Source organism: Stutzerimonas sp., from assembly GCF_982611455.1.
Genome location: NZ_CEXBBO010000004.1, coordinates 124,748 through 137,855 on the forward strand (window position 1 = coordinate 124,748; position 13,108 = coordinate 137,855).

General features: G+C 60.0%; 11 protein-coding genes. 9 read left to right on the top strand and 2 right to left on the bottom strand.

Features of this window, described 5'->3' with window-relative positions; translation table 11 throughout:
• The first annotated feature begins 97 nt into the window (after window positions 1-97).
• The 5 genes from AC2LD7_RS04100 (at window position 98) to AC2LD7_RS04120 (ending at window position 4,852) form a co-directional block, all read left to right on the top strand.
• Entirely contained in the window at window positions 98-790 is a 693-nt protein-coding gene (locus tag AC2LD7_RS04100; protein WP_484596579.1) for an SIMPL domain-containing protein, read from the top strand.
• Between the two features lie 308 nt (window positions 791-1,098).
• Window positions 1,099-1,692, top strand: a complete 594-nt coding sequence (locus AC2LD7_RS04105; protein ID WP_484596580.1) for a PepSY-associated TM helix domain-containing protein — start codon at window positions 1,099-1,101, stop codon at window positions 1,690-1,692.
• Window positions 1,693-1,701: 9 nt separating this feature from the next.
• Window positions 1,702-2,211 (top strand): DUF2271 domain-containing protein, encoded by a 510-nt coding sequence (locus AC2LD7_RS04110; RefSeq protein WP_484596581.1) that lies wholly within the window; start codon window positions 1,702-1,704, stop codon window positions 2,209-2,211.
• Window positions 2,212-2,228: 17 nt separating this feature from the next.
• Window positions 2,229-3,104 (top strand): DUF4198 domain-containing protein, encoded by an 876-nt coding sequence (locus tag AC2LD7_RS04115; protein WP_484596582.1) that lies wholly within the window; start codon window positions 2,229-2,231, stop codon window positions 3,102-3,104.
• 191 nt (window positions 3,105-3,295) lie between these two features.
• Window positions 3,296-4,852: a sulfite reductase subunit alpha gene (locus AC2LD7_RS04120; RefSeq protein WP_484596660.1), complete on the top strand. Its 1,557-nt coding sequence runs from the start codon at window positions 3,296-3,298 to the stop codon at window positions 4,850-4,852.
• Window positions 4,853-5,045: 193 nt separating this feature from the next.
• Here AC2LD7_RS04120 and AC2LD7_RS04125 read toward each other — a convergent pair whose 3' ends face one another.
• Window positions 5,046-7,304: a TonB-dependent receptor gene (locus AC2LD7_RS04125; protein WP_484596583.1), complete on the bottom strand. Its 2,259-nt coding sequence runs from the start codon at window positions 7,302-7,304 to the stop codon at window positions 5,046-5,048.
• 139 nt (window positions 7,305-7,443) lie between these two features.
• Between AC2LD7_RS04125 and AC2LD7_RS04130 the strand changes: the two genes are divergently transcribed.
• Together AC2LD7_RS04130 and AC2LD7_RS04135 are read left to right on the top strand one after the other, a co-directional pair.
• On the top strand, window positions 7,444-8,124 hold the full coding sequence (locus AC2LD7_RS04130) for a Fe2+-dependent dioxygenase (RefSeq protein ID WP_484596584.1): 681 nt from the start codon (window positions 7,444-7,446) through the stop codon (window positions 8,122-8,124).
• Window positions 8,124-8,945 carry a tetratricopeptide repeat protein gene (locus tag AC2LD7_RS04135; RefSeq protein ID WP_484596585.1) on the top strand — a complete coding sequence of 274 codons (822 nt, stop codon included), beginning with the start codon at window positions 8,124-8,126 and terminating at the stop codon, window positions 8,943-8,945. The genes AC2LD7_RS04130 and AC2LD7_RS04135 overlap by 1 nt, the downstream gene beginning before the upstream one ends.
• 91 nt (window positions 8,946-9,036) lie before the next feature.
• Here the strand turns inward: AC2LD7_RS04135 and AC2LD7_RS04140 are convergent, their stop codons facing one another.
• A complete protein-coding gene (locus tag AC2LD7_RS04140; RefSeq protein ID WP_484596586.1) occupies window positions 9,037-10,200 on the bottom strand; it encodes a type III PLP-dependent enzyme in 1,164 nt (387 codons plus the stop codon).
• 680 nt (window positions 10,201-10,880) lie between these two features.
• Here AC2LD7_RS04140 and AC2LD7_RS04145 point away from each other — a divergent pair.
• Window positions 10,881-12,464: a peptide chain release factor 3 gene (locus AC2LD7_RS04145; protein WP_484596587.1), complete on the top strand. Its 1,584-nt coding sequence runs from the start codon at window positions 10,881-10,883 to the stop codon at window positions 12,462-12,464.
• Between the two features lie 111 nt (window positions 12,465-12,575).
• Complete coding sequence (locus AC2LD7_RS04150) at window positions 12,576-12,977, top strand: endonuclease domain-containing protein (protein ID WP_484596588.1); 402 nt, start codon at window positions 12,576-12,578, stop codon at window positions 12,975-12,977.
• Window positions 12,978-13,108 lie beyond the last annotated feature (131 nt).

Below are 13,108 nucleotides of genomic sequence, written 5' to 3' on the forward strand. Positions count from 1 at the left end.
CTGCGTCAACGCGACGCAGAGAAAAACTGCGTAACGACCCTCAAAGGGCTAAAGTCTTTGCGCCGCACCGCTGGTGCAACCGAATTCAGGAGCTCTTATGTTCGTTACAGTTCCCCGCAGCGTCGCGCTGCTGGCCTGCGTTGCCTGCTTTCCCGCTGTTGCCGATGAGCAGCACTACAACCAGATTTCCCTGCGTGCCGAGGCCGGCAGCGAAGTCGCCCACGACCGCATGCACGTCACGCTTTACAGCGAAGCCCAGCACGAGGACCCGGCGCAGTTGGCCGCGCAAACCACTGAAGCCATGAACAAGGCCTTGCAACGCGCCCGCCAGGCGAAAGGCGTCGTCGTCAGCCAGGGCAGCCGCAGCAGCTATCCGGTCTACGAAGAAAAAAGCCAGCAGATCACCGCTTGGCGTGAGCGCGCCGAGCTGCGCCTGGAGAGTGGCGACTTCGCCACCCTGTCCAAACTGACCGGTGAACTGATGCAGGACCTGAAGATGGGCAGCATGCACTTCAGCGTCTCCGATGCGATCCGGAAGCAGAACGAAGACGCCCTGCTGAAAGATGCCGTTGCCGCATTCCGCGCCCGCGCGCAACTGGCCACCGAAGCGCTTGGCGGCACCGACTACCGGATCGTCAACCTCAACCTGAACAGCGGCGGTGGCTATCAGCCGGTGATGCGCAACTTCGCGATGAAAAGCATGGATGCCATGCCGACGCCGGAAGTCGAGGCCGGGACCCGCCAAGTCAGCATCAATGCCGACGGTGTCATCGAAGTTCAGATGCCGTGACGCTGTAAACCCAGCACCGCGGGGAATCGCACGCCCGGCCAAGATGGCAAAGGCTCGATACAACCGACTCGCGGCGAGCCACGCTGCATCGAGCCCACCCGCAGGCGTCTTACTATGCTCAACGACTGCCAACCTGAGCGTCCAAATCAACGAACGAAACCGGGATGTCTCCCCGTTTCGTTCAATCTGGCTCGTACCGAAAAACGCGCAGACCCTCGATGCGAATGCATACCGTCTGTAAATTATTAGCGTTTAGCTCGAGCACACCCTAAAATCTTTGCCGCCCTTAGCTCCGCACAAGGATCACCATGCGACTCTGGCTCGGCACCCTCCGCCAATGGCACTGGATCAGCTCTGCGCTGTGCCTGGTCGGCATGCTCCTGTTCGCGATTACCGGCATCACGCTCAACCACGCCGGACAGATCGAGGCCAGCCCCCTTGTTTCCGAGCATCAGGCTCATCTTCCCGATGCGTTGCGGACCATGTTGTTGGCAGAGTCGCCGGAGGCTGGTTTGCCTACTCAATTGCGAGCCTGGCTGGAGAACGAGCTGAGCATCGAATTGGCCGATCGCGACGTCGAATGGACCGATGGCGAGTTGTATGTCGCCCTGCCCCGCCCCGGTGGCGATGCATGGCTGAGCCTCGAACTGGAAAGCGGCGAACTGCTGTACGAATCCACTGATCGCGGCTGGGTTTCCTATCTCAACGACCTGCACAAAGGCCGTAATACCGGCACTGCCTGGAGCTGGTTCATCGATATCTTTGCCGCAGCCTGCGTGGTTTTCAGCCTCACCGGCCTGTTGCTATTGCAGCGCCACGCCGCTGGGCGACCCGTTACCTGGCCGTTGGTCGGCCTGGGTCTGGTTGTTCCCGTGCTGTTGGCCCTGCTTTTCATTCATTAAGGATCTGCGATGCGTAAACGCCTGCTGTTACCCCTCACCCTGATCAGCGCACCACTGATGGCCGCTGACCTTCACGTTTCCGTGGAAATCCCGCGGTTGCAGGTTGCCGAGTACCACCGCCCCTATGTCGCACTTTGGCTGGAGCGTCCGGACCAGAGCCACGTCGCCGATCTGGCCGTGTGGTACGACCTGAAACTGAAGGATGACGAAGGTGAAAAATGGCTCAAGGACTTGCGCCAGTGGTGGCGCCGCAGCGGTCGCAGCCTGGACCTTCCGGTCGACGGCGTCAGCGCTGCGACCCGTGCGGTTGGCAGCCATGAGCTTACGTTCGACGACAGCAAGGCCCCACTCAAAGACCTGCCTGCTGGCGAGTATCGCCTGGTCGTGGAAGCGGCCCGGGAAGTCGGCGGTCGCGAATTGCTGCGAGTGCCCTTCAACTGGCCGCCACAGGAAAAACAAAGCCATCAAGCCCAGGGCAAAAGCGAATTGGGCAGCATATCTCTCACTCTGAATCCCTGACCTTAGGAAGCCCCGTCATGAAACCCATGATCAAATGGACCGCTTTGGCCCTGGCCGTGTGCCTGCCACTTTCCGCCCAAGCTCACCGCGCCTGGATGCTGCCATCGGCGACCGTACTGTCCGGTGAAGACCCGTGGATCACGGTCGATGCCGCGGTATCCAATGACCTGTTCTATTTCGAACACGTCCCGCTGCGTTTGCAGGGCATCGGCAACCTCGACCAGGCGCCAGCTGGCGGTCCGACCGGCATGCGCGCACGGCCCGCATCGCAATTGCAAGTGATCGCACCGGACGGCTCGCAGATCCAGACTGAGAACGGCAGCATAGGCCGCTACCGCAGCACCTTCGATGTGCATCTGACGCAAAAAGGAACCTATAAGCTGGCGGTGGCCAACGAAGGTCTGTTTGCGCGCTGGAAAGAGAACGGTCAGATGCGCCGCTGGATGGGCACCCCCGAGGCATTCGCCAAGGAAGTCCCGGCCAAGGGCGAAGAACTCACGGTCAGCCAGAACAGCAGCCGCATGGAAGTGTTCGTGACCTCCGGCAATCCCTCTGAGGAAGTGCTCACTCCCACCGGCAAAGGATTGGAACTGGCGCCCGTTACTCATCCCAACGACCTCTACGCCGGAGAAGCGGCGGAGTTCGCCTTCCTGCTCGATGGCGAACCGGCTGCGGGCGTGAAGATCAGCGTGATTCCCGGCGGCAATCGCTATCGCGACCATTTGGGCGAGATCCAAGCAACCACCGACCAACAGGGCAAAGTGAGTATCACCTGGCCGGAAGCCGGCATGTACTGGCTGGAAGCCGAGATGGTCAGCGACAAAGGCGTCTCGAAGCCTGCCACCGAACGTCGCGCAAGCTATAGCGCCACCTTGGAAGTGCAGGCGCCATAAGCTCCGCGCACTGTGCGCTGCCCTATGTATGGGGGGCAGCGCCGTAGAGAGGATCGTGCCGTGCAGATGCAGCCCGCCAGCTGTTGATACCGGAGCCGCGTATTCGCCGGACTCGCACGCTTCAATTCCCAAGCATGCTCGCACCCCCGCCAAAATCGAAACAAGCCAACCTCAGGAGAGGGCTCATCTTGCTGCACTCATCAAGGCTCGTGCGCCATGCGCCTTTGCTGGCGTGCCTGTTGCTCGCGGTGCTGCTGTTCTGGTGGCAACCAGCCCGGGAGCTTTCGGCCGCGCTGGTCGTGACGGCCTATCTGGGGATTTGTCTGCATCTGTGGCGGCGCTACCGCCAAGCCATACCGGCGAGCGCACCAGCGGCAACGAATGCTCTGCTGATCGCCTATGCCAGCCAAGGCGGCCAGGCCAGAGAACTTGCCGAGCGCAGCGCCGAGCAATTGCGCGTCGCTGGTGTTGCAACCAGCGTGCTGCCTTTGAGCAGCCTCGTCCCCGAGACCATGCGCAATCACCGCCGCGCTCTGTTCATTGCCAGTACCTACGGTGAAGGCGAAGCGCCGGATAACGCCGCACGCTTCGAACGCAGGCTGCTCAATCAGACATGGGGCCTGCCGCACCTGGAATACGCAGTGCTTGCGCTGGGCGACAGGCAATACAACCGTTTCTGCGGCTTTGGCCGGCGCCTCGATACTCGGTTGCGCGAGCTTGGCGCCTTGCCGCTATTCGATCGACTGGAGGTGGACCGTAACGACGCCAGCGTGTTGCGCCATTGGCAGCAGCAGCTCGGCCATATCAGCGGCCGTAGCGATTTCACCGACTGGCAGCCCGCGCCGTACCAGCGTTGGCGCCTTAATCTGCGCGAATGCCTGAACCCTGACAGCCTGGGTGCGCCGGTTTTCCATCTGGGTTTGATTGCCATCGACGGCACGCAAAACTGGCGCGCCGGCGACATCGCCGAAGTCGGCCCGCGGCATTCGCTGGCTGAGATGGACGCGTTGCTGCGGCGTCTGGGCCATGATCCACAGGCACCCATCGGCCAGCACACACTCGCCGATGCACTTTCCATGCGACGCCTGCCCGACGAAAAGGCATTGCTCGACCTCGATGTCGACGGGCTGCTGACGCTGCCGCTGTTGCCGCATCGCGAATACTCCATCGCCTCGGTTCAGGCTGATGGCCAGCTGCAACTGCTGGTTCGCGAAGCGCGACAGGCCGATGGCCGCCTGGGATTAGGCTCCGGCTGGCTTTGCCGTCATGCGGCGATCGGCAACGAGATTGACTTGCGGGTACGCAGCAATCCGAATTTCCACGGGTCGCCCGCCGACACGCCGATGATCCTGATCGGCAACGGCACCGGCCTCGCAGGGCTACGCGCGCACTTACGCGAACGCGCCGGCACGCTGGGCGCCAAGAACTGGCTGCTGTTTGGCGAGCGCAGCGCGGCGCACGATCAATTCTTTCGTGACGAGCTGCAAGCCTGGCTGCAATCGGGCCATCTGCAGCGGCTGGACCTCGCTTTTTCCCGCGATCAGCCGGAAAAGGTTTACGTGCAGCATCTTCTGCGCGATGCGGCCGACGAACTACGCCGCTGGGTCGATGAAGGCGCCGCGCTTTATATATGCGGCAGCCTCGAAGGGATGGGGCGCGAGGTGCAACAGATACTCGCTGGCGTATTGGGCGACCGGCAGCTGCAGCAGCTGACCGAGCAAGGGCGATACAAACGGGACCTGTACTGACGCAGAAGAACGGCAGCAGGCGCTTGGCCCCGTCAGCCGTTCCAGGCGTTACCACCCGCGACAGCGAAACAGGCCCGACAGGTACCAGCGCATACTGAAAAGAAGCAAAAAAATGCCCATATCTCTCGATACGGGCATTTTCGTTTTGCGGCCACCTCAGCTATACGCGATGGCGCAGCACTCGCTGCTTCGCTTAGAAGTGGAAGTTGGTACTCAGCAGCGCAGTACGACCAGCAGCGACATGCGCCATATGGCTGCCGTAAACCTGGTCGAAGTAACGCTTGTCGGTCAGGTTCTGCACGTTCAGCTGCAGATCCAGATTCTTGCTGACGCGGTATGCGGCCATCGCGTCGTAGCGCCAGTAGCTCGGTACCTCGATGTTATTGGCTGCATCGCCGAAGCGGGAGTCAACATAGATAGCTCCGCCACCGATTGTCAGGTCTTGCGTTAGGTTGTAGGTGTTCCAGAGACTAAAGCTGTTCTCCGGCGTACTGGGAACCTCGTTGCCGTCATACAGCCCTTCGACGTAAACCGGTGCAGCGCGTGTACCAACATTAGCGGCACCAGACTTGATCAGCTCGGCGTCCAGGTAGGTATAACTGGCGAATACCTGCCAATCGCGGGTGATCTGTCCGGTGGCGCTCAGCTCAAGACCATCCACTTGGGTTTCACCGATGCTTTCTTGAAAGCCGTCGGCATTGGTCACGCGCGCGTTGGACTTCTCGGTGCGAAACAGCGCGGCGGTCAAGCCGAGGCGTTCGTCGAGGAAATCCCACTTGGTTCCGATTTCGTAGTTGCGGTTACGCTCTGGATCGAGGATTTGATTACCCTCGCTGAGCGCATCGGCACCTTCGCCACCGGTCTCACCGGACGGGTTGCTGGAGGTCGACCAGGCAGCATAGACGCTGCCGTTAGGCAGCGGATTGAAAACCAGGCCCAACTGATAGTTCCAGAAATGGCTTTTGTTTTCCGGCCGAGTAATGACCCCGCCGGCCGATACCGCTTTTTGCTCTGTCTCGTAGTCGTCATAACGCAGCCCCATGTTCAGCGACCACTGATCGTTGAATTTCAGCGTATCGAAGACATAGGCTGCCAGCGTTTCGGTGTCGGTATCGGTCGATGCCGGGCTGCGCGCGATGCTGCCCGTCCAGGCGTCCTTGGGGCTCGGATTGTACAGACTGGTGCAATCGCCGGACGCCAGAGCGGCAGGTGAGCAGGTATTCCCGGCTACCCCCTGGGTCACGATGTACGGACGGTTGTGCACGCCGACATCGCTTATTTCCACACCCGTAACTAACGTGTGCTCGATGGTGCCGGTATCGAACCGTGCAGTCAGATCGGTCTGATTGATCCAGCTCTGCGAATGCGAGTTGCGATTCTTGGAAGAGCGCGAGACTAGACCGTTGGGAACATTGCCACGCGAGTCGTCCGGGTTGGTGACGATGGTATCCAGTGTCGTTCGGGCAATCCGTGTGGTGTTGGAAACAGTCAGGTTGTCATTGAGGTCATGTTCAAGCCGGATGGTTCCTGCATCCGTCTTGCTTTCGCGGAAGTCGCGGCTTTGCAGACCATAAAAATTATCGCGGTCGACACTGACCGGTCGCCGGCTCGGATCGGTGGGCGTAGCTACCGTCAGCGGAATGCCATAATCCGGCATGTCGTCGGTTTCTAGATGATAGTAGGACAGCGTGGCGCGAGTCGGCGTGTCGAAGCCAAAGGTGATCGTTGGCGCGACGCCCCAGCGATTGACTTCGACGCCGTCGCGACCGGCGACATTGGCTTCGTGTTTCATAAGGTTCAAGCGAGCGGCAATGTTATCGCTGATCACCCGGTTCACATCGAGCGTGTAGCGACGGGTCTGGTCAGAGCCGTAAGTGAAGCTGGCGTCACCGAAATTCTCGCGTTTGGCCGTCTTGCTGATCAGGTTGAGGCTGCCACCGGTCGATCCGGCACCGGTATAGGCCGAACCTGGACCCTTACTCACCTCGATCTGCTCAAGATTGAAGACTTCACGGGTCTGCGAACCAATGTCTCGCAGCCCGTCGACAAAAGTGTCGCTCTCGGCGTTGAAGCCGCGAATGATTGGTCGATCGCCGGCCGGGTTGCCACCCTCTCCCGCGCCGAAGGTAATGCCCGAAGTGGTGCGCAGGGCGTCGACCAGCGACAGCGCGCCCGTATCCCGGATCACCTGGTCGGTAATCACGGTGATCGACTTGGGTGTTTCACGCAGTGGCGCGGTGTACTTTTTCGATGCGGAGCCGTCCGCCCTGTAGCTCTGCTCTTGATTGCCAACGACAGTCACCGAATCCAGGGCGACGGGCTCCTGATTATCAGCGGATGCCTTTTCGGCGTCCTGAGCCACTGTCGGTGCGGACAGCGCAGTAAGGGTCACACCGATGGCCGAGGCCAGCAAACGGGGATTTGGAGAGAGCTCTAAAGACGGACGCGACATCGGAAACTATATCCTTCAAAGTTGAACGCTATCGATAATTGCTATTATTAGCGGCCGGCATTCTGATACATTTCGCGGCATTCCGAAACCTTTAAATGCGAACAACTATCATTATTCGCAATCACCTTCCGGTGCAGTCATGCTGCTATGCATCTCCCAGCTTTTTTCCGCAGACGAAACGCTCAGGATCCGCACGGCCCTAGAACAAGCACAGTGGCTCGATGGCAAGGTCACGGCCGGTTATCAGTCGGCCAAGACCAAGCACAACCTGCAACTGGCCGAAGATGATCCTCTGGCCCGAGAGATCAGCGAAGCCATGCTGCAGCGGCTCTGGGAACATCCCCAGTTCATGTCCGCTGCGCTGCCAAGCAAGGTCTTTCCGCCGCTGTTCAATTGCTACACGGCCGGCGGCAAATTCGGTTATCACATCGATAACGCCGTGCGACAGGTCACCGGCAGCGCCGAGCGGGTGCGCACGGATCTTTCAGCCACTCTGTTCTTCAGCGAACCGGAGGAATACGACGGCGGCGAGCTGCTGATCCAGGACACCTATGGCACTCAGCGGGTCAAGCTGGCCGCTGGCGATTTGGTGCTCTACCCCAGCACCAGCCTGCACAAGGTCGAAGCGGTAACCCGTGGTGCGCGACTCGCCTCGTTCTTCTGGATTCAAAGCCTGGTGCGCGAAGATGCTCAGCGCACCTTGCTGTACGAGATGGATCAGGCGATTCAGCAGCTCAATCAGGACGTGCCGGACCACCCTTCGCTGGTGCAGCTCACCGGCACCTACCACAACCTCCTGCGGCGCTGGGTCGAGGTCTGATGGCCGCGCATCGCCTGCATCGCGATGAAGCGTTGAGCCTCGATCAGTTCGGCCTCGATCTCGAACAGCATCCGCGCCGCGCCGCGCGTTGGATCATCCACTGCGCCAGCCAGGGCGAGCTGGAGGCCCAGGCGTTGCTCGGGCAGATCCTGCTGGACGGTCGTGGCATCGAACAGGATCAGGTACTGGCGCTGCGGTGGTTCACCATTGCAGCGCAAAGCGGCCATGCCATGGCCTGCAATATGGCCGGGCGCTGTCACGAGCATGGCTGGGGCTGTGCGGCCGATCTGCCCCAGGCGGCCCGCTATTACGGAACAGCGGCTGAGCAAAGCTTCGACTGGAGTCTCTACAACCTTGCCAATCTCGTCGCCACCGGCCGTGGCGTTGCGCAGAACCAGGCGCATGCGTTCGAGCTCTATCGACAGGCCGCGGAGCTGGGCCACGCCAAGTCGATGAATCTGCTTGGGCGCTATCTGGAAGAAGGCTTGGTGGTGCCGGCTGACCAGGCGGCGGCCTGGGACTGGTACCGACGCTCAGCCGAGGCGGGAGATTTCCGTGGGCAATTCAGTTACGCCGCCGTGCTGATCAGTCAGCAGCGCTGGGACGAGGCGCGCTATTGGTTGAGCGAGGCGCTGTCGCTCGGCCATCTAAAATTTCTGCGCAAGGCGCGGGACGAACTGCTCGCTGCGAAGATTGCGCCGATTGCCGACATCACCGCAGCGTATACGGCACGGTGCGCCGAAATAGGCGACCAGAGCGATGCCCAGATCGCCGCTCGGATTGCTGCGACGCAGCCCGTGGCAGATGAACCAATCACCTAGCGGGTTTCCCGCCCGATTCAATCATTACAGAAACAAAAACGCCGCGAGCTTCGAAACGGGAAGTTCGCGGCGTTTTGCATAGCGGTAACGCTTAGATGTAATACGCCTTCAATGGCGGAAAGCCGTTGAATTCCACCGCGCTGTAGCTGGTGGTGTAGGCGCCGGTAGAGAGCCAGTACATGCGGTCACCGATGGCCAGGTTCAGCGGCAGGCCGTACTTGTAGTTCTCGTACATGATGTCGGCGCTGTCGCAGGTCGGGCCGGCGATTACCACTTCTTCCATCTCGCCCTTTTTCTCGGTCCAGATTGGAAATTTGATGGCTTCGCCCATGGTTTCGATCAAACCGGAAAACATGCCGACGTCCGTGTAGACCCAACGCTCGACGGCGGTACGCGACTTACGCGCCACCAGCACCACTTCGCTGACCAGAATGCCGGCGTTGGCAATCAGCGAACGGCCCGGCTCGAGGATGATTTCCGGCAGGTCGTCACCGAAGTCTTCCTTCAGGAAGCGAATGATTTCCTCGGCGTAGGTTTCCAGGCTGTTGGTGCGGGTGATGTAGTTGGCCGGGAAGCCGCCGCCCATGTTGATCATCTTCAGCTCGATGCCGTCTTCTTCTTTCAAGCGCTCGAAGATCACCTTGACCTTAGCGATCGCGGCGTCCCACACGGAAATGTCGCGCTGCTGCGAACCAACGTGGAAGGAGATGCCGTAAGGCTCGAGCTTCAGCTGACGAGCAAGGATCAGCAGGTCCATCGCCATGTCGGTCTGGCAACCGAACTTGCGCGACAGCGGCCAGTCGGCCGTGGTCGAGCCTTCGGTGAGAATCCGTACGTAGACTTTCGAGCCCGGTGCGGCCTTGGCGATGTTGCGCAGGTCGGCTTCCGAGTCGGTGGCGAACATGCGCACGCCCTTGTCGTAGAAGTAGCGAATGTCTTTGGCTTTCTTGATGGTGTTGCCGTAGCTGATGCGCTCCGGGCCGACGCCGCGGGACATGACCTTGTCCAGCTCGTAGATCGAGGCAATGTCAAAGTTCGATCCTTTATCGCGCAGCAGGTCGATGATTTCGACGGCCGGGTTGGCCTTGACCGCGTAGTAGACCTTGGCGAATTCGAAACCGGCGCGCAGATCGTCGTACGCCTTGTCGATGGTTTCGGTATCGATGACCACGAACGGGGTTTCGTGCTGGTCAGCGAAGGATTTCATTTTCTGGAAGGTGGATTGGGAATAGTAGTCTTCGATCTTGATCGACATGCATGGCTCCAAATCGGGAAACGTAAAGTCGGATTAGGGATGAGCAAGAACGCCTGATCAGTTTCCCCACTTTGGTTCGCCTACTTCCCAAGGCATGTCGCCGAGTATCACGACCAAGCCAAATGACAACCGCTGCACTCGTTCATGCTGGGTTGCCGCTGACCTGGTGGATCGTAATCTCTCGTCGTCAGTACTTGAGCCGGATGGATCGTTGCCAGCATGGACGTTCGGGCGCGAACTTTAGAACCACAGCTGTTCGAGATCAATGAAAAATCCGCACTCGCTCCATTTTTTACCGCGTCAGCGAACCTACTCTATTCAAACCGACCGACATGACGCTGGGATGTTCCTCAGGCGAGACGCAAGGTAGCCCTCCTGGGGCGGCGTTTTTATCCACTTGTTCAGCCAGTGAACAATGCGCTAAGCGCGTGATCGCCAGACCTAACTGGTCGACGAAGGCTTACCGCGCATCCTCGTCGGGTCAGTCGCTCTCGGCTCAGCCAAGGCCGCCAGGCCCGATCAAACAGATACACGTGCGGAACGTGCAGGCGATCGTCGAATGCCTAGTCAACAGGCATGCCCGGTATAGGCCGGTAGGCCAGCGGATACGCCAAGCCAGCCCTGCTGCTTTGCTTTATAATCGCCGGCTTTTTCCGACACGTTTTCATACCGGGACCGCCATGACCTCTCAGGCCGCCGAAGTCGCGAAGCGCCGCACCTTCGCCATCATTTCCCACCCCGACGCGGGCAAGACCACCATCACCGAGAAGCTCCTGCTGATGGGCAAGGCCATTGCCGTCGCCGGTACCGTGAAGTCGCGCAAATCCGACCGTCACGCGACGTCCGACTGGATGGAAATGGAAAAGCAACGCGGCATCTCCATCACCACCTCGGTGATGCAGTTCCCCTACCGCGAGCACATGATCAACCTGCTCGACACCCCCGGCCATGAAGACTTCTCCGAAGACACCTACCGCACCCTCACCGCGGTGGACTCGGCATTGATGGTTCTCGACGGCGGTAAGGGCGTCGAGCCGCGCACCATCGCCCTGATGGATGTTTGCCGCCTACGCGACACGCCCATCGTCAGCTTCATCAACAAGCTCGACCGCGACATCCGCGACCCCATCGAACTGCTCGACGAGATCGAAGCGGTGCTCAAGATCAAGGCCGCTCCCATCACCTGGCCGATCGGTTGCTACCGTGACTTCAAAGGTGTGTATCACCTGGCCGACGACTACATCATCGTCTACACCCCGGGCCACGGGCACGAGCGCACCGACGTCAAGATCATCGAAAAACTCGACTCCGACGAAGCCCGCAAGCACATCGGCGATGAGTACGACCGCTTCGTCGAACAGCTCGAATTGGTTCAGGGTGCCTGTCATGAATTCGATCAGGACGAATTCATCAACGGCCAACTGACACCGGTGTTCTTCGGCACTGCGCTGGGTAATTTCGGTGTCGACCACGTGCTCGATTCCATCGTTGACTGGGCGCCGCGTCCGCTACCACGCGCCGCCAACGAACGCGTTGTGGAGCCGGTGGAAGAAAAGTTCTCGGGCTTCGTGTTCAAGATCCAGGCGAACATGGACCCCAAGCACCGCGACCGCATCGCCTTCATGCGCATCTGCTCAGGCAAGTACGAAAAAGGCATGAAGCTGCGCCACGCGCGCATCGGCAAGGACGTGCGCATCGCCGATGCCCTGACCTTCTTCTCCAGCGAGCGTGAGCAACTCGAAGAAGCCTGGGCCGGCGACATCATCGGCCTGCACAACCACGGCACCATCCAGATTGGCGACACCTTTACCGAAGGCGAAAACCTCGGCTTCACCGGCATCCCGCACTTCGCCCCGGAGCTGTTCCGCCGCGTGCGCCTGAAGGACCCACTCAAATCCAAGCAGCTGCGCCAGGGGCTGCAGGAACTGGCCGAAGAAGGCGCCACTCAGGTGTTCTTCCCCGAGCGTAACAACGACATCGTCCTCGGTGCGGTCGGCGTGCTGCAGTTCGACGTCGTCGCCAGCCGGTTGAAGGAGGAGTACAAGGTCGAGTGCGCCTACGAGGCGATCAACGTCTGGTCGGCTCGCTGGATCGAGTGCGACGACAAAAAGAAGCTCGAAGACTTCAAGAACAAGGCCTACGAGAACCTCGCCATCGACGGCGGTGGTCACCTGACCTACCTGGCACCGACACGGGTCAACCTGGCGTTGATGGAAGAGCGCTGGCCTGATGTGAAGTTCAGGGCGACGCGCGAGCATCATTGACCTGGGCTTGTCGGCTCGCCGCGAAGCGATTTCGCTACGCCGAGCCGATCACTCAGCCAGCCCTACGCACGTGTAAGCGGTAACAACCACTTCCATTCACAAGGATCGTGAATGACGCACCAACGCCCTTCCCCCGAGCAACGCCAGTTCGCCAAGCAGTTGCGCACCCAACTTACCGACTGCGAACGCTTGCTCTGGCGACAGCTACGTAATCGCCAGTTGGTCGGTTTCAAGTTTCGTCGACAGCATCCATGCCCGCCCTATGTGCTGGATTTCTATTGCGCCGATTTGATGCTGGTCGTCGAACTCGACGGCGGCCAGCATTATGAGGAAGCCGGACGAGAGAGGGACCGAGTGCGTACCGACTTCCTGCAGCGCAAAGGCCTGGACGTATTGCGGTTCAGCAACCTTGATGTGCTGCAGAATCTCGATGGCGTTCTGGCTGAAATAATCCGTTGGATTGAAGCCCGCCCCCCTCACCCCAACCCTCTCCCCGAGGGGAGAGGGAGCTAGATCGGTGCCGGCCTGAACGATGTCGTATGGGTTTGCTTTGCTTTGTTGCTCTTGCTTCTTGCTTTCTCGGTGCTTAGTGCTTAGTGCTTAGTGCTTAGTGCTTAGTGCTTAGTGCTTAGTGCTTAGTGCTT